This window comes from Pseudomonas frigoris (genome assembly GCF_047758635.1).
In the GTDB taxonomy this organism is placed as follows: Bacteria; Pseudomonadota; Gammaproteobacteria; order Pseudomonadales; family Pseudomonadaceae; genus Aquipseudomonas; species Aquipseudomonas frigoris.
Map to the genome: position 1 here is coordinate 5,357,532 of NZ_CP180479.1, position 21,339 is coordinate 5,378,870.

At 58.1% G+C, this 21,339-nt stretch carries 12 protein-coding genes; 4 read left to right on the forward strand and 8 right to left on the reverse strand.

Features of this window, described 5'->3' with window-relative positions; genetic code table 11:
* Positions 1-9 precede the first annotated feature (9 nt).
* Positions 10-879: a DUF6279 family lipoprotein gene (locus tag ACMXYH_RS24615; protein ID WP_415765238.1), complete on the forward strand. Its 870-nt coding sequence runs from the start codon at positions 10-12 to the stop codon at positions 877-879.
* 125 nt (positions 880-1,004) lie between these two features.
* Here the strand turns inward: ACMXYH_RS24615 and ACMXYH_RS24620 are convergent, their stop codons facing one another.
* Complete coding sequence (locus ACMXYH_RS24620) at positions 1,005-1,397, reverse strand: transcriptional regulator (RefSeq protein ID WP_415765239.1); 393 nt, start codon at positions 1,395-1,397, stop codon at positions 1,005-1,007.
* Between the two features lie 177 nt (positions 1,398-1,574).
* Between ACMXYH_RS24620 and ACMXYH_RS24625 the strand changes: the two genes are divergently transcribed.
* Positions 1,575-2,309, forward strand: a complete 735-nt coding sequence (locus ACMXYH_RS24625) for a DUF899 domain-containing protein (RefSeq protein WP_415765240.1) — start codon at positions 1,575-1,577, stop codon at positions 2,307-2,309.
* A gap of 340 nt (positions 2,310-2,649) precedes the next feature.
* Positions 2,650-2,922 (forward strand): hypothetical protein, encoded by a 273-nt coding sequence (locus tag ACMXYH_RS24630; protein WP_140684548.1) that lies wholly within the window; start codon positions 2,650-2,652, stop codon positions 2,920-2,922.
* Between the two features lie 61 nt (positions 2,923-2,983).
* Here the strand turns inward: ACMXYH_RS24630 and ACMXYH_RS24635 are convergent, their stop codons facing one another.
* From ACMXYH_RS24635 to ACMXYH_RS24660, 6 genes are all read right to left on the reverse strand, one after another.
* Positions 2,984-3,544 (reverse strand): hypothetical protein, encoded by a 561-nt coding sequence (locus ACMXYH_RS24635; protein ID WP_415765241.1) that lies wholly within the window; start codon positions 3,542-3,544, stop codon positions 2,984-2,986.
* A 246-nt stretch (positions 3,545-3,790) separates the two neighbouring features.
* Positions 3,791-4,021: an Imm74 family immunity protein gene (locus tag ACMXYH_RS24640; RefSeq protein ID WP_415765242.1), complete on the reverse strand. Its 231-nt coding sequence runs from the start codon at positions 4,019-4,021 to the stop codon at positions 3,791-3,793.
* A complete protein-coding gene (locus ACMXYH_RS24645) occupies positions 4,018-4,281 on the reverse strand; it encodes a hypothetical protein (RefSeq protein ID WP_415765243.1) in 264 nt (87 codons plus the stop codon). Before ACMXYH_RS24645 ends, ACMXYH_RS24640 begins: the two co-directional genes overlap by 4 nt.
* A gap of 138 nt (positions 4,282-4,419) precedes the next feature.
* Positions 4,420-4,692 carry a hypothetical protein gene (locus ACMXYH_RS24650; protein WP_415765244.1) on the reverse strand — a complete coding sequence of 91 codons (273 nt, stop codon included), beginning with the start codon at positions 4,690-4,692 and terminating at the stop codon, positions 4,420-4,422.
* Between the two features lie 2 nt (positions 4,693-4,694).
* Positions 4,695-17,591, reverse strand: a complete 12,897-nt coding sequence (locus tag ACMXYH_RS24655; protein ID WP_415765245.1) for a hemagglutinin repeat-containing protein — start codon at positions 17,589-17,591, stop codon at positions 4,695-4,697.
* Between the two features lie 24 nt (positions 17,592-17,615).
* Entirely contained in the window at positions 17,616-19,322 is a 1,707-nt protein-coding gene (locus ACMXYH_RS24660) for a ShlB/FhaC/HecB family hemolysin secretion/activation protein (protein ID WP_415765246.1), read from the reverse strand.
* A 199-nt stretch (positions 19,323-19,521) separates the two neighbouring features.
* Here ACMXYH_RS24660 and ACMXYH_RS24665 point away from each other — a divergent pair, with 199 nt between their 5' ends.
* A complete protein-coding gene (locus ACMXYH_RS24665; RefSeq protein WP_415765247.1) occupies positions 19,522-19,797 on the forward strand; it encodes a hypothetical protein in 276 nt (91 codons plus the stop codon).
* A gap of 79 nt (positions 19,798-19,876) precedes the next feature.
* Here the strand turns inward: ACMXYH_RS24665 and ACMXYH_RS24670 are convergent, their stop codons facing one another.
* Positions 19,877-21,223 (reverse strand): DEAD/DEAH box helicase, encoded by a 1,347-nt coding sequence (locus ACMXYH_RS24670; RefSeq protein ID WP_008153197.1) that lies wholly within the window; start codon positions 21,221-21,223, stop codon positions 19,877-19,879.
* Positions 21,224-21,339 lie beyond the last annotated feature (116 nt).

Below are 21,339 nucleotides of genomic sequence, written 5' to 3' on the forward strand. Positions count from 1 at the left end.
GATTCGCCCATGTCGCGCTGGTTGAAGTGTCTCCTCGTCGTTATCACCCTCAGTCTCGCCCTCGGTGCGTGCAGTCGCGTGGGCCTGGCCTATCGCAACCTCGACGTGATCATTCCGTGGACGCTCAGCGACTACCTGGACATGAACGGCGAGCAGAAAGGCTGGCTCAACGAGCGCCTCAAGGAACACCTGAGCTGGCACTGCACCACGCAACTGCCGGGCTACCTCGATTGGCTGGATCGCTTGCAGGTCATGGTCGAGACCAACCAGGTCACCGACGCCGCGCTGCAAGCCCGCATCCAGGAAGCCAAACAGGCCATCGCCCAGACCGCCCGGGAAATTACTCCGTCGGCCATTGAGCTGTTACAGGGGCTGGATGACCAGCAAGTCGCGGAGATGAACGACGCCTTCGCCAAGGACCAGCGCAAACGCCAGGAGCAATACCTCAAACCGTCTCTCGATCAACAGATCAAGGCGCGCAGCCAGCGTATGGAAAAACGCCTGAACGATTGGCTCGGCCCGCTCAGCGCAACCCAGCAGCTACGCGTGGTTGCGTGGTCCAACGCCTTGGGTGACCAGAATACGCAATGGATCGCTAACCGCGCCCACTGGCAGAAGCAGTTCAGCGCGGCGGTTGCGCAGCGCCAGAGTCCAGAATTCCCACAGCGCATCGAGACGCTTCTGGTGAATCGAGAGAGCTTGTGGACGCCCGCTTATCGCCAGGCCTACGCCAGCACCGAAGCCCAGGCACGGGGCCTTTTTGTAGATTTGATGGCCGAAAGCACGCCGGAACAGCGCCAGCGGTTGTTGAAGAAAATAGAAGGGGTACGCAAGGACTTCAATGATTTGAAGTGCCTGAAGGCGGTGCAGGAGGGTTAGGCGCAACACAAAATAAAATGTGGGAGCGAGCTTGCTCGCGATAGCGGCCTAACATTCAGCATCAATGTTGAATGTGATTCCCTCATCGCGAGCAAGCTCGCTCCCACAGGGGTTTGATGCGATCTTCAGGCAATCTGCGCCTTCGACGCCACCTCATCAAACGTCACCTCATCCAGCGCATCTTCCTGCTCATCCAACACCTGCCGCGGATGGTCATTGCCCGGAATACTGCTGTCGATCAGGCTCAATAAACTCGAGCCCCGAGGCGTCAAAATGTAGTTCGAACCGTTACCACCTTGATCCTCAGGCCGAGGCTCAATATAGCCGCGCGCCAACAGTAACTTTTCATACTCACCAGCCACTGCTTTCAGGTGATCCAGGTTCTCAATCGTCTCGCCCTCCGCCGCTTTTTCCGCCGCGTACTGCTCGGCGTAGGGCCGTGGCGTGAAGCTATGGCCGGCGCTGTTCTGCGCCTCGTGCAGCAAGCGTTCAATCAAATCCCAGTTATAAGTCGTCATCCTGATTCAACCTCCAGTGCCCGCGAGTGAGATGGCCTTCATAGGGTGTGACCGGCGCGGCTCGTAGCCGTTCAGCCGAGGTTTTTGCCTGTACCGACCGGCGGTATGTCGAATTGCGCATAGGCCAAACGACTAGGCTGTGTAAGTCACCTCCCAGCAACCCGCAGGAGAAACCCAATGAACATTCAGAATCATCCCGTCGTCTCCCGAGAAGAATGGCTCGCCGCCCGCAAGCAACACCTGGCCCACGAAAAAGCCTTCACCAAAGAACGAGACAAACTCAGCGCCGAACGCCGCGCCCTGCCCTGGGTGAAAATCGACAACGACTACTGTTTCCAGGGCCCGAACGGCGAACTGAAACTGGCTGACCTGTTCGGCGGCCGCAGCCAGTTGGTCATCTACCACTTCATGTTTGGCAAAGACTGGGATGAGGGCTGTTCCGGCTGCTCGTTCCTGTCCGACCACATCGACGGCGCCAACCAACACCTGGCCCATCATGACGTCGCCGTGGTGGCGGTTTCCCACGCACCGTTCGCCGAATTCCAGGCTTTTAAACGGCGCATGGGCTGGAAATTCGATTGGGTGTCGTCAGAAGGCTGCGACTTCAATTACGACTTCGGCGTCTCGGCCCGAGCAGAAGACGTCGCCGCCGGTAAAGCCACCTACAACTACGAAAAATCTGACGGCGCCGAAGAAGAACTCCCCGGCCTCAGCGTGTTTTATCGCAATGAAGCTGGAGAGATTTTTCATACCTATTCCACTTATGCCCGCGGCCTGGACATGTTGGTCGGGGCCTATAACTACCTCGACCTCATGCCCAAGGGGCGCAATGAAGAGGAAATCATGGAGTGGGTGCGGCATCACGACCGGTATGAGGACAAGGCAGGGGCCAGTTGCTGCCATGGGGGGTAGATCACAGAGCACATGTGCCGAACACAGTATCTCCAAACACCGCAAATCCACTGTGGGAGCGAGCTTGCTCGCGATGACTGACAAACACTCAACACTGCTATCGACTGATACACCGATATCGCAAGCAAGCTCGCTCCCACAGATGCTGGCAGTGTTTAGTCATCAGCAAATTCCCTGAGGTTATCCGACCGCACCAGGACATTTCCCCTACATCAAATTCAGAATCGGCGCTCTGTACCGCTGGGACGCTGATCCTTATAGTCAAACCGTCGCCCAATAGGCGACCGGGTTTGGCGACCTGATCACAGAGAGTCCTTTTTAATTACGAGAGACTCCAACTATGGATAGATATATGCCCCTCACCGGAATCGACTTGATCCCGGCCTCCCTGCTCATCGACACCCAAGCCCCACTAGACGTCCTGCAAGCCATGGCGGATTACCGCATTCGCACCGTCACCCAAGTTCTGGAAAACATCGCCTTTCGCGCAGAAATCGGCTGCGACACGGTGGTGCTATCCGACTTCTCAAAATTGCTCGCCATCCCGTTGCGCGATGGTTGTGATTTGATGGATGTGATCGGTCGGCGGTTGCGGGCGCAGGTTGCGGAGTGAATGAAAACGGGCGACCTTTTGGGTCGCCCGTTTTATGTAGTGAGCAATAGAAAAACCCCTTTCACACAGCAGGTACGCTCGCCACGGGAATACGCTGCTGAGGCTGGGTGACATCGTAAACATGCTGCTCACAGCGCTCACCCACAAACTGGAACTCCACCAGATAGACCTTGCTTCGTTCTGGCGTAAAGGTGCTTTTCAGCGGACCGCAGCTATAGGTATCCCCAGTGCCCCTGCCATTCGAATATCCCGACACCTCGAAAGGCTTGTCGGCATCGGCCTGTACTTCCAACTGCGGGAAGCGTTTAACCGTGGAGCTGTTGGCCACTTCGTTGAGTTTGGCGATCCAACCGAACACCTTGCCCTGGCCTGAATCAACCACAGTTCCAAGCACCTCCATACGTTGGTCAGGATCTGCGGCACGCCTGACCGAAAACTCTACTGGAAATGTGTAACCCGACGCTTTCATGATGACTTTGGCGTGCTGCGCATCGACTGTCACCGTGTTCTGGCGCAACTGGATACCGTCTTTCAGCAGGCTGGGGGAAGAGTCTCTGACGTTGGAATGGCAGCCTGGTAGTGTGAGAAACAGGGTCAGCAACGACAGTATGTTTTTCTTCACGTGTAAATGTCCCTTTATGGGAATGACTGGACTAATAGAAAACTTGCACTAAGGCGGTGCACTCTAAACGCTTAACTCGGCATGGGCTGACCTTTTTGAACAAAGGAAAACAGATCTATTGGTTCCCTTAGTCAATTTCCCGTCTATTCTCCCGACTCACGGTTGTCGAGGGCACCTGAAACAGTCTCTTTGCCCCCACTAAGGCCATTTTTTACTTCACCCTTTGCCGCTATTAATTCTCAACTTCTAAGGTATGCCCCCCTTGGAGAAATCAGCCTGAATATCAGCAACAACCATATCGACATCATCGACAGTCATAATCTGATTTTGGTCAGGTGCATCCCAAAACTTCAAAGACCCCCTATACAACACAAAGCCAATTTTATCGTTACCAGGAAAGAACATCTCACCTTGAGCAGTCGCAACTCTACCTCCAATTTTCACTCGGATATTACCTCGAGAAACCTCAAGAATCATATAGCTCCCCTTACAAAAATAGCTTTCTCTCTCATTGTTACAGGATCAATAGCAATGATCTTATCTACGTTAGGATTTTTTATCAACGCAGGCAACTCTGCTGTTTCCCAAACATTTCCAGGTCGCAAACTCTGTCCGATTACTGCACGCACCGTTCCAGAGACCCCACTTGCATACTCAGCAGAGATGTCTTGCCATGCCTTCACAACGGCCGGATTTGTCGCGTCCCATGCAGGCATTTGTATGCCACGTTGAGCCATCAATGCTTCGAGGGTTGTCCCTCCTGTTGCATCGCAATCTGCTGGGCTATATCTGCACCGCCAACCCCATCCGTTCGGCCAGACCAAAAAACGCCTCACCTGGATTAGTCGATACGCCTTTTGCACCAACTAGCTAATTCAGAAAGCTTCTATTATTTCCTTCGCCAGCCATGCCTCACTTTTATCTATAGATATGAAGCACCCTTCGAATGAACCACTTGTCAAAACAAGTCTATGCCCTGCATATTCAGCAGTAACCAGAATTGAGTAAGGACCTTGCTCACGCTTTATCTCTTCTGCATTTAGAGTTTTTAAAACAACACCAACAAACTCCTCAAAGCTTTCCTCTTCATATTCATGAAAAAAAACAAAATAACTAAAATCTGAACTAGACTCAGAAAAACGATTCATATTCACATCCCCAACCCATCATTAACACTTGTTCTAGACGACTGAGATTTTTCGATAATCTTGCGCCACAAACCATCCTCAGAAAGACCTTGTGACGAGTATTTATTAACGATCTCCGACCATGTCCTATTTGGATCGCTCTTATTCAAAGAATCGGCCAAATTTCTGTTAGACATTAATTCTCTAGCTGTAGACCTTAAATCATTTCTCATGGCAAATGCCTGTTTAGCTTGATCTTCCAGAGGTAATCCGGTATCAATTCGACTTGGGATTTCTGCCTCTTTAGATAAATACCAAGCCCTGGCCTCTCTATCAGTTAGATTCTTAGGTTGAGCAACATTGTCCCACCACTTTGTATAGGCAGCAGAATCATCGATTGCTTTTGCACCATCCGCAGCCGCTTTCTTCGCCGCCTCCCTCTTCGTAAGCACTTCCAAAACTGCGTCGACAACTACCTTACCGCTTCGAAGCCCTGTCAGCGAAAGGATCGCATCATCAATAATACTGACCGACAGCACGCCTTTGCCCGCCAATGCAGACAATCGCTCAGCGGCGTCAGCCACGCCGGAATCGTAAGTCGAGATATTCGATAACTCATTGGAATACTGACTTGTCTGGGTTGGGCCAAATTGCCTCCACTGCTCATAGACAGCACCGGGGCCATAGGTCCCAGCAGCATTGAACAAGGTGGAGTCGTTGAATTGTTCCTTTGTGGCATTGAACGCGTATACCGGCGCGCCATTCGCGACGATCTGTCGACCATCGCTCCAGGTCAGCGGGATTTTTTGAGCCGATAACTGGGCAACTGCTTCATATGCAACCCCCATGTCTCGAACAAAGGCGGCAGACTCAGGATCATTACCAATGGCTTGCTTCATAATACTTGTCAAACGCGCCAAGTCGACGGCATCCACTTCGGCGCCGCTGGCGATCAGCAGCAGATCTTCCCATCGGGCGCTCGATTCTGGTTGTCCTTGCGTTTTCTCAAGCTCCTCAGCCTTTTTCTTCAGCAGTGGAATTTCCTGATGCTTGTGCAACTGGCGGTTAAACATGTCAACGCCAGCCGCACTGTTCACCGCTGTAATAGCACCGGATGTACCACCTCCAGATCCCGCCATCGCTCCCAGACCGGACGCGATCAAGGTGCCCAAGTCATTCTGCTGGGCGTTCGTCAGCCCGCTATTGCGCAGTGCATCAGCAATAGTTGGCATCAGAGCCGCGGAGATCCCTGCCCCCAACGCTCCGCTTGCGGCACTACCGCTCGACAATCCCATTGCTGCGCCAGCCAATGCATGCAGCATTACTCGTGCAGCCCCGCCTTCGGCCCAAGCCGCTCGAGTTGCGCTGTCGGTGGCGTCGTGTGCTTGCTTGTCGGCGTAATCCCCAATTTTTTTGAAGGTATCGCTAGAGGTGGTATTGGCGACGATACCGATTGCGGTAGTACCGCCAACCCCTCCCAGGCCCACAGCAATCAAGCCCGTCGCAACATCCGCCATGATTCGTTTGTCGCCACCCACACCCCAGCTGTTGTAATCATTAAGCGCTGCCTGGCGTTCCTTCTCGGTCGTCGCCGATTTGGCTTTGTCGCTGGCCGCTTGCTGCTGGGCGTTGGCTACTTTATTGATGATGTTTTTGGACAGCGCGACCGTGCTCTGGATCAGATCAATCCGCTCCTGAATCGCTTTTTCATCAGGCTTATCCAGCGTCTGATTGGCGTTTGCGGTATCGCGATTCAGCCCAACCAGATCATTCGCACCCGCGGCGTTGCGAACGATGATGGTGCCTTCGCTGACAGCGCTGCGGGTGCTGCTGTGGTCCGAATCGTTCAGTGACAGTGGAACGCTGCCGCCCACACTTGAGCCGGCATTGCTGCCATAAGAGGCCGAAAAACCTGCCGACTGGGCGCTGATATCGCTGGTATTTTTGATGTCGCTGACGATCAGACGATCAGTGCTGAGCAGGTTCTTGTCGGCAGACGCCTCACTGGCAATTACCGCACCTTGCAAGGTGGTGTTTTTACCGACGGTGATGTCGTAACCGCCCGTGCCGGCGAACAGACCGCTCTGGTCTGTTACAGCCTTGTACTCGCTATTCATGTTGCCAGCGGCCAGGCTTCCAGACACGGCCACGGTTGAGCCGTAGCAGAACGGCGGAATACAGATGCTGCCACCGAAACCGGCACTGCCCTGTTTGCTCTTCTGGGTCTCGGTGTCCTGGCGCGAGGTGATGGTGAGGTTGCCGTCAATCAACGCGTTGATGCTGTCGGCCCGTACCTGCGCGCCAGCCAGGGTGGTGTCCTGCCCACTGTGAAGGGATAGAGAACCGGTATCCAGGGTCGTGTTGACTTGGGTAACGGAGCTACCGGTCCCCATGCTCTTGGCGATGGACGCTCCCAGGTCGAGGGTGAACCCATTCTGCTCGCCGAGGTTGAAGCTGGCACCTATGGCGGTTTTGTTGTTGCTGTTGTTATTGGCCCAGTTGGCAGTGTTTTGCGCGCTTTCCAGGGTGATGTTGTTTTTTGCAATTAATACGGTGTCGGCGGCTTTCAAGCTGCTGCCAATGACGTGAATATCACCCGCCGCTCCCGGCGCACCGCCATCGGCAATGATCAGTAAGCCTTTGCCAGCATTGAGCGTGCTTTGCTTGGCGGTTTGGCTGGTGTACTCACTTGTGCTTTTGCTATGAGTGTTCGCCAGTTCCGTACCAATCTTGATCATGGAGCCGTTGCTGGCAGAGCCCTGTTTTTTTCCATAATCCGAACCAGCGCCTTCGGCGTCGCCGCCCATACCTCCCAGATCGTTGAACGCCATTGCCGCCTGAGCCAGCTTCACCGCTTTGAGTCGCGGATCGTCGGCGTTATTAGCCGCTTCTACTGAGCTTCGAATCGTATTGACCGTGTCCACGATCACGCCGCCAACTACCCGACCTACAGCCAAACTGCTGCTCTTGTCGGTACTGCTCTGGCTCGCGCTTTCCATGCCGGCAGCGATGGTCACCTTGGAACCGATCAGGCTCATGTTCTTGGTGCTGACGAGGTCGCTGGCGATTACGCTCAGTTCACGGCCACTGGTGAGACTGACGTTGCCCTCACTGGAGCCGATGGTGCTGCCCGTCAGCGTGGTTTGCGCAGACTTACCGGTGTGATTCTGACTGCTGACCGACAGGTGCTGGTTGCCGGTGATGTCATCAACACCCAGGTTATTGGCCGTCAGTACGCCGCTCAGATCACGATTTTTTTCCTTATGAAATTCGTCGCGAGTGAAGGTGTTTTCCGCCGCATTGATCGTCAGGTCGCGACCGGCCTGTACGGTCAGATCCTGGGTACTGACCAGGGATGAGCCGGTGATCGTGGCGTCACGATTGGCCACCACATTCACCGTGTTACCCGAGATCACGCTACCGACAGCAGTGGTTTGCGTCTCAGAAAGCTGATCCTTGACCTTGCTCGACTTCAAGCCCCCCCAACTACTTTTGCTTGAGCTGCTCTCATGGCGGGCACTGTTCGAATCAGTGACCGCAACGATCTGCACGTCATTGCCAGCCACCAGTTGCACACCGCCTTTATCGGCCGCGATCTCGCTGCCTTTTATCAGCATGTCATTGCCGGCCAGCAGCGTACTGTTGCCGCCGGAAGTTACTGCGCTTGCGATGTTGGTGGTGCTGGCCACCTCATCGAGTCGACTCTTCTTGCCCGAGGAGCTTTTCTTGGTTTTGCTGTAGAAGCTGTAATCGGTATCTTCGGCAGACTGGAGCGTCAGGTTATTGGCCGCAAACAGATAAGCTTCATCCCCCGCACTCACCCGACTGGCAATCAGGTCCAGATCCTTGCCCGCACTGAGGGTAATGCTGCCCCCCGCATTGACCGAGCTAGACACCTGACTGACATGGTCTTCCTGACTGGTGACCTTCTTGCTCTTGCTATACGAATGCTGTTCATCCGCCGCCGAAGCCAGGGTCAAGTCGCCGACGGCGCTCATGCTCACATCGCGTTTGGCGTCGATCTGGCTGGCAATGACGGTGATATCCCGTCCGGCATTGACCTTCAGGTCCTGCCCCACACCCACGTCTGAGCCATATTGGGTGATGGTCTGATCGCGGTGCAGGCCACGTTCGCCGCTGACGACCTGTTCGGCTGATGTGAGGTTGACGTCACGACCGGCGTTGATGGTGGTATCAGCACCGCTTTTCAGCACGCCGCCAACGTTGTTGATATCGCGTCCGGCGTTGATGGTCAGGTTGTTGGCCGCTTCGATGCGGGCGGCGTTGTCGATGAAGTCGGTGCGTTCGTTGCGATAGCCGCTGCCGCTTTCGTGAGTGGTGACGGTGCGTTCGTTGATCACGTCGCCACGGGTGGCGGTCAGCGTGACGTCACGACCGGCGATGATGCCGCCGGCTTTGTTGACTATGTTGTTGCCTGCCTGCAGGTCGAGGCGATTGCCGGCTTCCACCAGGCCGCTGTTGACCAGGTCGTTGGTGGCGGTGGCCGACAGGTTGTTGGAGGCGCGCAAGGTACCGGCGTTGTTCAGGTCCTTGCCGGCGATCAGGGTCACGTCGCTGCCCTGGATCAAGGCTCCGTTGGCGGCCAAGCGATTGTTGGCGTTGGCCAGGTACAGCACCGGCACCAGCACTTGTTCGCCGTTCACTTCGGCGTTTTCCATCCAGACAATGTCGTGGGTCAGGGCCGCGACTTGCTCGGAGGTCAGGCTGACGCCGAGCGACAGGTTGAGCTCCGTCTTGCTGGCGATGGCGTTGTTCATCAGGTATTTGAACAGCGCGGCGTCCGAGGTCTGGCCATCGATGAAACTCTGGCCGGTACGAGCCACTACCGCCTGCTGGATCAGGCGTTGTTCATAAAGGCCATCGCCCAGGCGCTTGGCACTTTGGTCGGGGTCATAACCCAGGTTCGACAACAGGTAATCCGAGCTCATGAACTGCTTGAGGTTGGTGAGTACGGGATTGGTTTCGATCAGGTATTTCTGGGGTTTGGACTGGCCGCTGCTGGCCGGCAACCCTTGGACACGATTGACGGTAAAGGCTGTGGAACGACCCGGCAGTGCCGAGCCGGTTGAATTGGCCGTCGGTGTGCTGACGTCGATCGCGCTGGCACCGACGCCCACGTTCGACGCCTGATGATCCGCCGGGTTCAGATCAACGCTGCTGGCCGAGGCCTGAGTGTTGCTGCCCAGTAGAATGTTCCGTGGCTGGGTGCTGGGCAGCGATTGTTGACGCTGGGTCGGGGTGACGCTGCCGCCGCCCATGGTCCAGCTTTGCGGAGCACTGGCCACTGGCGTGCTGCTGTCTTGTCCGCTCAGGCGGAACAAGCCGTTTTGCCCGGTGGGCAGAGCGAAGCCGGGCAAGGTCAGTGGATTGACTTGCTGCTGGGCCAGGTTGGGCGGCAGTTGCTGATTGACGGTAATGCGCGTGGAGAATTGGCTGCCCGAAGCTCCGGTGCCCGTACGGGGACCACTGCCCACGTAGCTGTAGCCAGGGCGTACGACGCTGTTGTCGATGTTGTTCTGGGCGTTGATGTTGACCGCACCGGCGGCCTGGATAATGGCGGCATAGCTCTGATCGCCGGTGGCCAACTGGGTGACCTGGCGGAACTCGGGCATCTCGACTTCGGTGGTGCCGATGAAGTCGGCCATTGCCGCTTCCAGGCCGGTGAGGTGGTTGGCGTCATAACCGCTGCTGGCAAACCAGTACTGATTGGTGAAGGCGCTGGCGGCATCAAGCCAGCTGCTGGCGTCGTCTTCCCGTTTGCTGCGGTACGCCCGCACCGTTTCGGTATCGTTGGTCTCTACGCCGGTGTTGGTCAGGTTGTTCAGCGTAGCGGTGAGGTTGCCGCTGGTGGCGATGGTGCTGCTCTGGTTGAACAAGTCGCCGCCGTTGATGTTCAGATTACCGCCAGCGGTGATGCTGGACGCCGCACTGGCGGCGGTCACTTCCAGTTTTTCACGCTGGGTGATATCCCAGGTATGAGTTACCGTGCCACCGCCGCAGTCATTGTGGTAATGCGGCCGGTTGCACGCACCCTCATCAATCCTGGCGGTGTAGATACCGCCATTACTGATGGTCAACAGCGCACGGATGTTTTGTATCGTGCTCGCCGCCAGGCTCATGCTGCCGTCGCTTTGAATCGACGCCGAACTGTTGACGATGCTGTCGGCCTGGGCGCCTTGCCCATTACGGTCAATCGTGAGATTGCCCAGGCTGTAGATGTTGGCATAGCTGTTGTTCAGCGCATTGACCCGCAGGCTCATGTTGCCGCCGCTGAAGATCAGCCCGCGATCATTGACCAGCGAACCGGTGGTCACGGTCAGCGCTTGACCGCTGCCCAGCGTGCCCTGGTTGTAAATACCCCCCGCGTTGACGGTCAGGTTGGCAGCCGAAGTCAGGCGACCGGCATTGTTCAGTTGGCCACCCACCGACACGGTGGTGTCACCCCCACCGGCAATGCTGGAGGCTGCGTTGAGATTCAGTTGCGCAACGCTCAAACCGAGCGTACCAAGGCTGCTGACCCGGCCGTTGCCCGAATACGTGCCGCCGAGGTTAAGGCTCAGGCTGCCGTCACTGGCGATCAGTCCGTCGTTGTACCAATTGCCGCCGGTACCGACGAGGCTGGTGGAAGCGAGCAGTTGGCCGCTGGCGGTCTGGCTGAAGTTATTGACGTTGACGTTCAGGCGTCCGGCCTGGATGACGTTGCTGTTGCTCCAGCTGTCGGCGTTGAGGGTCAAGCCGCCGCGGGTGACGATCGAACCACCGGCGCCGGTGACGTTGGCGGTGGAAATGTCGAAGGTGCCGTTGCCCACGTGCAGCAGACTGCCGCCGCCGTTGAGGAAGCCGCCCACCGCCATTGTCAGGTCGGTGTTTGCGCTTTCCAGGGTGCCATTGCGGTTGTCGAACAGGCCGCCGATCTGGAAGTTGGTTTTGCCACTGGTGCCAAGTGCACGCAGTTGACCGGTCTGGTTATCGAGGCTGGCCGCCTTGATCGATAAGATGCTGTCGCTCTCGATGATGCCCAGTCGATTGTTCAGGGCGCCGCTGAGGTTGAGGTCGATCTGTTGACCGGCGATCTGGCCGTCATTGTCGCCGCTGTTGTCAAAGTTGTTGCCGGTGACGTTGACCTTGCCTTTGGCGTAGAGGCCGCCGTTGCGGTTGTCGAAGTTGCCGGTGGCGATGATCGCGTCGCCGCTTTGCGCAGCGATACGGCCGCCATAGTTGTCGATGCCGGCCAGAGCGGTCAGGTTCAGGCGCTGGGCCTGGGTGACGCCGCTGCGGCGGTTGTTGTTCAGGTCATAGCCGTTTTTCAACACGCCGGTCAGGTTGGCCGTGAACGCGGCTTGCAGGCTGGCGAGCACGCCGCCGCGGTTATCGAGGTTGCCGGCCTTGATCGAAAGGTCACCGTCCTTGGCGACAATGCGGCCACTCTGGTTGTCGATATCGCCGCCGATGGTGAGGTTCAAAGCCCCTTGGCTTTGCAGGGTGCCCTTGGCGTTGGCGAGGCTGGCGGCCTGGATTTGCAGGTCGCCATTCTGGCTGTAGATCTGGCCGTCGGCGCTGTTCTGCAGCGTACCGCCCGTGGTGATGGTCAGTAGATCATTGGCCGCGATAGTGCCGAGATTGCGGTTGTCCAGGCCACCGGTGAGCAGGGTCATCAAGCCTTGGCTGGCGAGTTGGCCGCCCTGGTTATTGATGTGTGTGGTGCGTTGCACCCGCAGCGGGCCAGCACTGGCCAGTTTGCCGTTGGTGTTGGTCAAGGCGCCGAGCAGGTCGAGGGTGACGGCAGCGTTGCCGATCAGATTGCCGCCGGTGTTATCCAGTGTGGTGCCGGTGAAACTGAGGTCCTGTTTTGCGTTGACCGTGCCGCCGGCATTACCCAGGGTCATGGCCTGCATGGCCAGGGTCGCGCCGCTGTCGATCAAGCCGCCCTGAGCGTTGTTGAGCAGACCGCTGAGGGTCAGGGTCTGGGCGCCACCACTGGAGAGGATGCCGCCGTTGCTGTTGTCCAGGCTTGCCGCATTGACGCTCAGGGTTTTCTGGCTAACCAGCGCGCCTTCGCCGCTGTTGAGAATGGCGCCGCTGACACCGACGGCCACATCGGCGTCGTGACTCGACAGCGTGCCTTTGTTGCGATTGTCCAGGCTGTTGCTGGTCAGACTCAGGCCTTTCCAGCCGGAGATCAGACCGCCCTGGTTGAGTACCGTGTCGGCGTTGACCGTCAGCAGGTTGTTGCTGATGAGTTTGCCGCCGCTGTTGTCCAGGGCGCGGGATGTCAGGTTGAGGCTTTGGCTGCTGGAGATTTCGCCGTTCCGATTGTTCAGGTCGCGCAGGTGCTGGAGGCTCAACAAGCCGGCGGTGGTGATCAGACCGCCACTGTTGTTCAGGTCCCCGGTGGCCGCCCCGAAGTCGATGGCAATGGCGCTGCCCAGCAAAGAACCGTTCTGGTTATTGAGGCCACTGCTGTTGATAGTCAGGCCGTCGGTGGCGTTGATCAGGCCCAGGTTCTGGTTATTCAGCAGTCCGTCGAGGTTCAGGTCCAGATTGGCACGACTGGTCAACGTGCCGCCGCTGTTGTTCAGACTGGCGGCTTTGACGTCGAGTGCCGCGGCGGCGATCAGGCCTTTGAGGTTGGTCAGTGCCTGATCGATACGCAGGGTCAGGGCCTGATTGCTCAACAGTTTGCCATTGCTGTTGTCCAGGCTGCGGGCGGTGAGTGTGAAGGCCGCGGCGCTGGAAATCTCACCGCCGTCGTTGTTGATGTCGGTGAGGTTCTTGAGCATCAGCAATGGCGCGCTGATCAGGCCATTCTGGTTGTTCAGCTGACCTTTGTTCAGATCCAGCACCAGGGACGTGTTGCTGAACAGTTGCCCGCCTTGCTGATCCAGGCCGGTGACACTGGCAGTCAGCGCACCGACACTGGCGATGCGACCGCCGTCCTGGTTAGTCAGTTGGGTGGCCGTCAGGTCCAGGCTGGCGCCGCTGTTCAAGCGACCGGTGTGGCTGTTATCCAGTGCACCGGTGTTGACGATCACCGCGCCTTTGCCGCTGATGCTGCCTTTGTTGCGGTTGTCGAGGCTGGCGCTGTTGAGTGTGATGCCGGCGTCGGTAACGATTTCGCCGCCCTGATTGAGCACGGCGCCAGTGGTGGTCAACGTCAGCGGCCCCGCAGCAGAAACGCTGCCCAAGGTGTTGGTCAGGCTGGCGGCTGTGACCCCGAGCGTACCTTCAGCGCTGAGCAAACCCTGGCTGTTATTCAGGTCACCTGTGAGGTCGAGCGACAGGGTTTTCTGACTCAACAGCGAGCCACCACTGTTGTCGAGATCGCGGCCGGTCAGTGTCAGATCGGCCTTGCCCGAGAGCAGGCCCTTGGCGCGGTTGATCACCTGATTAACCGTCAGCGCCAGTGCGCCTTCGGCGAATACCTGGCCGCCATCGCTGTTGTCCAGACGGTTGCCCACCAGGGTCACATCTGACTTGCTCGACAACTCGCCACCGCGGTTGTCGACTACTTCGACATTCAGTTGCAGGGCGTTGGTCGCCCCGACCAGGCCGCCAAACCGGTTATCGAGGCTGATGCCCGTCAGGGTGAGCCCACCGGTTGCGATCAACTGACCGCCCTGGTTGTTCAGGGTCGCGACGCTGGCCGTAACATCGGTTTTACCGGCGATCTGGCCACGGGTGTTGTCCAGGCTATCGGCGCTGACGTGCACGTCACCGTCAGCGATGAACGTACCGTCTTGATTGACGAGTTGACCGTCTACCGTCACCCCTAGGGTGCCGCGACTACTGATCATGCCGCCGGTGTTGTCCAGACGGGCGCTGTGCACCTCCAGAGTCTGAGCGGAAATCAGGCCCTTGATGCTGGCGAGCAGTTGATCGATGTGCAGCGTCAAAGCCTGATTGCTGATCAGTTTTCCGTTGCTGTTATCCAGGTTCTGCGCGGTCAGAGTGAAGGCCTGGGCGCTGGAGATTTCACCGTTCTGGTTGTTGACGTCCTTGAGGTTTTTCAACATCAGCAACGGCGCGTTGATCAGCCCGCTCTGGTTGTTCAGTTGGCCCTGATTCAAGTCCAGGCTCAGGGCGGTTTTGCTGAACAGCTGACCGCCCTGCTGATCGAAACCGGTGACACTGGCAGTCAGGGCCTTATCGCTGGCGATTCGGCTGGCAACACCGTTGCTGACTTGGGTCGCGGTCAGGTCGAGGGTATCGCCGCTGATCAATTGGCCGCCCTGAGTGTTGTCGAACGTACCGGTGGTGACGGTGGTCGCGTTCTTGCCACTGATAAGGCCGTTCTGGCTGTTGTTCAGGCTTTGGCTGTTGAGGGTCAGGCCGCTGTCGGTGGTGATCGAACCGCCCTGATTGTTCAGCACTCCCGTCGTTGTCAGCGCCAACGCGCCGGCGCTCGACAAGCTGCCGCGAATACTATCGAGACTGGCCGCGTTGACCGTCAGCATCCCTTCACTGCTGATCAGGCCTTCAATGTTGCTCAAGGCACTATCGAGACGAATATCCAGCCCAAGCTGAGCGACAAGGCTGCCACCGCTGTTGTCCAGACTCTGGCCCGTCACCGTCGTGGCGCCCTTGCCGAACAACAGTCCCTTGGCCTGGTTGATGATCTGCGCCACTTTCAGGCCCAGCTCGGTGCCGGCCAGGATCTTGCCGTTGTCACTGTTGTTCAGGCTTTGGCCTTCGATGGTCACATCAACGGCGCTGGAGATTTCGCCGCCGCGATTGTCCACCTCATCGACGTTGAGTTTCAGCGCTTTTGTCGCGCCTACCAGTCCGCCGTTGCGGTTATCGAGCCCTTTGCCATTGAGGGTCAACATCCCTTGGGCGACCAGTTCGCCACCCTGGTTGGTGAACTGCGCAACCTTGGCCGTCAGATCGGTTTTGCTGGAGATACGGCCGCCGCTGTTGTCGACGCTGGCCGCCTCCAGTTGCACCGGACCCGCCGCGCTGAGCAAGCCGCCGCGGTTATCCAGATGAGTGCCATTGAAGTTGATGGCGGCCTGGCTGTTGAGCAAACCTTGCTGACGGTTATCGAGTTGTCCGACGGTCAGTAGCAGGTCTTTGCCAGCGCGTACTTTGCCGGTGCGGTTGTCCAGCGAATCGCTGCGCAGGGTCAGCCGATCCTTGCCGGTCAGGTTGCCATTGCGGTTGTCGAGGCTGCCGGTCTGCAGGTCGATCACGCCTTTGGCGCTCAGGTCGCCATTCTGGTTGTCGAACAGGCCACTGATGCGCGCGGTGAAGCTGCCGTCGCTGACCAGGCTACCGTCATGGCTGTTATCCAGGCTGGCGGCGCTGATGCTCACGCTCTGGCCGGAACCCAGCGCACCGTTCTGGTTATTCAGGGCGCCAATCAAACCGATGTTCAGGGCAACATCACCGGTCACTTGGCCGTCACTGTTGTCCAGCGTCGTGGCGGTGATAGTAGTGTTGCCTGCGCTGGAGACTTCGCCATCGTGGTTGTTCAGGTGGCCGAGATTCGCCGTGAGGCTGCCATTGCTGGTGATCACCCCTTGGGTGTTGAGTACCTGCGTGGCTTTCAGCTCCAGAGCGCCGCTGCCGAGCACCCGGCCGGTGTTCCGGTTGTCTAGCGTAGTGGCAGTGATGCTGTTTTTTTGCTGCCCGCTTAAGGTGCCGCCCTGGTTATTCAACGTCTGCGCGGTATTGACTGTCAGGTTGCGGCTGGCGATAACGCTTTTGCCAGTGTTGGTGAGGTTCTGCGCACTCAGGCTCACATCGCCGTTGGCGTTGCGGCTGCCGTCGGCGTTGACCCCGGCTTCAATGATGCCGTTGTTGGTCAGCTGACCACCGGCGCTCAGGGTGATGTTGTCCCGGGCCGCGAGGGTTTGTTGGTTGGTCAGGTTGCCTTGGGTTTGAATGTTGACGGCGGTGCCGGCGTAGACCGGTCCCTGAGCGTCGAGACTGGCGGCTTTGACGTTCACTGCCCCCGTAGCAGATGTCTGTGCGAGGCTGAGATGCCCATTGGCATCGAGCTGGATATCACCGCCACTGGCCGCCAGGTTGCCGTCGAGTTTCACCCCGACCCCGGCTTCGGTGCCCACCAGTTTGATCGCCCCGGCATACATGCCGCCCAAGGCCGAGCTGTCGATGGCCAATTGCGGTTTAGCGCTGCCGTCATCGGCGCGCGCGGTAGCGTTGAGCGTCTGTGCGTTGACGTCGTTGCGACCGGCGACAATCGTCAGGTTCTTCGCCTGAATCTCGGCATTGATCTTCGCGCTGCGGGTAATGATTTCGAAGCTGTCGACGTTGTTGGCGTTCAGCCCGGCGCCGTCGATGGAAACGCTGCCCTGATCCACCTGAAAGCGATCCAGTCGACCGTTGTCCAGCACCGGTTTGCCGGTGGTCAGGGTCACGCGCGGCGTGTTGATGAAGCCGCAACCGTTGCAGCTGATTCCGTAGGGGTTGGCGACGATCACGCGGGCCGACTGCCCCGCCACTTCGGTGTAACCGCGCAACTGGCTGGGGCTGCCGCCGATGACTTCGTTGAGGATGGTTTGCGCCGCGATCCGGTTGGTCAGGTTGGGGTTGCCGACGATGATGCCGCCCAACTGCGTCGCGCCGGTCTGGTTGGCGACGTTGTTGAGGATGACGCCCTGGGTGCCGACGTTGTAATCGTGAAACTGGTTATGCGAGAGGCCGCTACCGTTAGGCGTGGCGATTTGGATAATGGGTACACCGTTGCCCGCCTGGCCGAGACTGGTGCCCGGCGTGGCCACAACGATCCCCTCGGCTTGCGCCCACATCGGTTGCCAGAACATCACGTTGGCCAATAGGAACGCCAATCCGCGCTTGGGCATGCCCCAGAAGTACTCGCGGGTCTTCACGGCAGCAGAAGGCTGACGAGCGAGAAAAGCGTACAGGCGAACGTCCATGTTGAAGGTCTCGATGGGGCGAAATTAGAGAAAGAAATCCACGCGGAAATAGATCGGCGCTTCGCGCTCGGTCAGGGTGTCCGGACGTTCGAGGGAATGGGCAAAAGTCACGCTGGCGGCCAGGTGCTGACCGCGAGCAAACAGCTCCACCGAGTTGCTGGACATGCGTCCGTGCTGATCGCCGTTGTAGCGATCGCCACGAATCACGCCCTGGTCGTAACCGAGGCTGGTGCCGTATTCGGCGAACGCCGGGCGCAGCCATTCCAGCGTCACCGGACGGCTCCAACGCAGGTCGTTGCGCCAGTAACCGCCGCTGTCGCCGGACAAGGACTGGTCCTTGTAACCACGGATAGACGATTGCCCGCCAAGGCTGGTGCGCTGCGGGCTGAACAGCACGTCTTCACTGCGCTGGCCGGTCATCAGGCTGCTGAAACTGAATGACTCGCCCCACACCTTGAACGGTTGCAGGTAGCTCGCCGTTGCGGTGTATTTGCGGTAGCGCGCGTTCGGTTCGCCGGGGCCCGGGTGACCGTTGCCCTGTGCATCGAACGCACCGATACCTTGCTGCATGCCGAGGTCAATGTTGACGAACGCACTGCCGACTCGTCGACCGTGGTTGATGCCGAATTGCGCTTCGCTGAGACGGTTGCTGCTCAGTTTGAGCTTGCTGTCTTCGATGAAGTTGTTGGTGCGCAGGTACGAGAGGCCGGTACTGAGGGAAGTCTTGCTCACAGCATCACGATGGATCACCCGTTCGGCGCGCAGCTGATGGTTTTCGCTGTCGCCGGTCTGCTTGAAATTGAAGCCATTGGCTTGAGCTTGCGAGCGGTACTCGCTCTGGCTGTAGGTGTAACTGAAGTTCCACCAGCCCCACGGCAGGTTGTAATTGAGCATCGCGTTGTTGGAGGTGTGTTGGTGATCGGTCATCGCATCGTGACCGCCGCGCAACATCAACTGATCCGCCAAACCCAGCGGGCTGTCCCAATCAAACGTCGTGCCCCACTGCTGCTCGCCGGTGCTGCGCTGGCCGTCGTTGCTGCGGGACAACCCGGCACGCCACGGCTTTTGCGGGGTGTTCTTGACCAACACTTCACTGCCGCCGACGTTCTTGCCCGGAGCCAACTCCATCTGCGCCTGATTCGATGGCAAACGGTTCAGCTGATCGACCAACTGCTCGATTTCCCGCAGATTGACCAACTCGCCAGTCTTGCCAGGAAAAGCCATGCCCAACTCGCGGTCCGACAGCTTGCTGCCCTCCGCGCCTTTCAACCCTTCGAGCTTGCCTTCGACCACCAGCACCTTCAGATGCCCGCCGGACAAATCCTGCTGCGGCAAGTAAGCACGACTGGTGACCAGGCCTTTTTCGATGTAGTGGTCGGTGATGACTTTCAGCAGTTCGTTGAGCTGAGTGACGCCCAGGCATTGGCCGATGTAAGGCTTGAGCAGACGATTTTTCTCGCTCTCGGAGAGACTGTCGGCGCCTTTGAGTTCGATGTCTTTGATCGGGAAGCAACGCGTGTCGGCAGGGGCCGCCGGTTGCGTGGGTTTGGCTTCCTTGCCGGGTAATTCCTTGAGTTCTTCGAGACGCCGACGCTGCTCTTCGAGCAAGCGATCCTGACGTTCGCGGATCAGATCGGTTTCACCGGGGGTGGGGGCGGAGTGAGCAAGATTCAGCGGAGAAAGGCACAGCAAAGCCAGGCACAACCTCGCCACGAGGGCGGGTGGGTACATGTTCGATCCCTCGAATGGAGAGTGGTAGCACAATAGTGGCGCGATATTAGATGGCCACTATTCTGGCGTCAATAATTGATTGGATCCAGAAGGCGTAATCGACGAGGGGCACCACCTAAACCGGCTGATCACGAGTGAACTTTCACAACCTCGCGGCCTCAACCGATTAACCGCCCGACACGGAACCGAGGCCCACCCAATGAAAACCCTGCTGAAACTCACCCTCGCCGCCACCCTCACCTGCGCCCTTCCCGCTTGGGCCTGCACGCCCGAGGAAGCCACCGCCAAACGCGAACAATTGGCCAAGGAAGTGACCAAGCTCACCGAGCAAAATCCGGTCAAGGCCAAGGAGATCAACGATGAGTTACAGAAAATGGATTTGGGGACGGCAAGTAAGGATCTGCCGGACAAGTGCCAGTTGATCGATCAGCGATTGAAGGAGCTAGACTCGGCGGAGAAGAAAACCGAGGGCTGATCCGGCTCAGGAATCCCAGGCATAAAAAAACCGGACATGGGTCCGGTTTTTTTTTTTTTTATGGGATCACGACGCTGCTTTATTCAGCAGCCGGCGCTTCCGGCTTGCGGCGCTTGAGCGGCGCCATGCCGTCCTTGCTGACCAGCGACAGGGCGTCGGTCTTCGGGCGGTTGGCGATTTTGCGTTTGGTCGGTGCCTTGGCGCCGGTTTTCTTCTTGTCGCCCTTGGCGTCGACCTTTTTCTTCTTCACGCCAACGGCTTTGCCCGAGGCCTTGACCTTTTTCGGTCCGCCGTAGGTGCCTTTGACTTCCTTGATGGTGCGGCGCTCGAAGCTCTGCTTGAGGTAGCGCTCGACGCTCGACATCAGGTTCCAGTCGCCGTGGCAGATCAGCGAGATGGCCAGGCCATCGTTGCCGGCGCGACCGGTACGACCGATGCGGTGAACGTATTCGTCGCCGCTGCGCGGCATGTCGAAGTTGATCACCAGGTCCAGGCCTTCCACGTCGAGGCCGCGAGCGGCGACGTCGGTGGCGACGAGGATTTTCACACCGCCCTGCTTCAGACGGTCGATGGCCAGCTTGCGGTCTTTCTGGTCTTTGTCACCGTGCAGGACGAACGCTTTGTATTCCTGCGCCACCAGGCGGCCGTAGATACGGTCGGCCATGGCCCGGGTGTTGGTGAACACGATGGCCTTCTGGTAGGTCTCGTTGGCCAGCAGCCAGTTCACGATCTGTTCTTTGTGCTGGTTGTGGTCAGCGGTGATGATCTGCTGACGGGTGGTCGCATTCAGATCGCTGACGTTGTTGAGCTGCAGGTGCTCAGGGTTGTTCAGCACCTTGGCGACCATCTCGCGCAGGCCCGAACCACCGGTGGTGGCAGAGAACAGCATGGTCTGCTGGCGGTTGGTGCACTCTTCCACCAGACGCTGGACGTCTTCGGCAAAGCCCATGTCGAGCATGCGGTCGGCTTCGTCGAGAACCAGTACTTCGACTTCCTTGAGGTCGAGGTTGCCGGCGTTCAGTTGCTCGATCATCCGGCCCGGCGTACCGATCAGGATGTCCGGCACCTTGCGCAGCATGGCGGCCTGGACCTTGAAGTCTTCACCGCCGGTGATCAGGCCGGACTTGATGAAGGTGAACTGAGCGAAACGCTCAACTTCCTTGATGGTCTGCTGGGCCAGCTCGCGGGTCGGCAGCAGGATCAGGGTCTTGATGCTGACGCGGACTTTAGCCGGGCCGATCAGACGGTTGAGGATCGGCAAAACGAAGGCAGCGGTTTTGCCGCTGCCGGTTTGCGCTGTCACCCGCAGGTCACGCCCTTGGAGCGCCAGCGGAATAGCCGCTGCTTGCACAGGCGTTGGCTCGACAAATTTAAGCTCGGCCACGGCTTTGAGCAGGCGTTCGTGCAGGGCGAATTGGGAAAACACGGGTGCTACCTCGAAGAAATACAAAAAAACAGCTGCATAGGGTAACGGTTTCGAGCGCTAAGGCCGAGTTTCTTTATACAAACGGCGCTAAACAGTGGTTTTTTTGTTGCGTCTTT